This is a genomic window from Peribacillus sp. SIMBA_075 (assembly GCF_046534585.1).
The window spans coordinates 1-329 of record NZ_JAWRYN010000285.1 but is presented as its reverse complement, the minus strand read 5'-3'; the positions used below and the strand labels follow the sequence as shown (position 1 = coordinate 329).

Annotated in this window: 1 protein-coding gene; it reads left to right on the top strand. The window is 32.2% G+C overall.

Translation table 11 applies throughout. The features are described from left to right. A partial coding sequence (locus SB775_RS28275; RefSeq protein WP_410864484.1) for a DUF3967 domain-containing protein occupies positions 1-308 on the top strand: 308 nt, incomplete at its 5' end. Positions 309-329 lie beyond the last annotated feature (21 nt).

Sequence of the window (329 nt, the reverse complement as noted above, 5' to 3'; positions counted from 1 at the left end):
GGGTTAAGAAGAAAGACGTAACGGATAGTGATATAAATGATATAACGGATGATGAACGTCATAACGACAGTTATAATAAGCTTTTGGATGAGTTTGAGGAGTTTAAAAAACAACAAGAGGAATTCAATAAAGAATTAATTGATCAGTTGAAAAAACAGCAAGAATACATACAAAGTAGTCTTCTTGAAAGAGATAAAAAGCTGTTAGAGGCCATAAGAGAAACACAAGAAACGAAAAAATTAATTGCATCAACGAAACAAGAGGAAAAGGAAGGGCAAAAAAAATCTTGGTGGCAGTTTTGGAGATAGCATATAGATGGATTTTTTTGA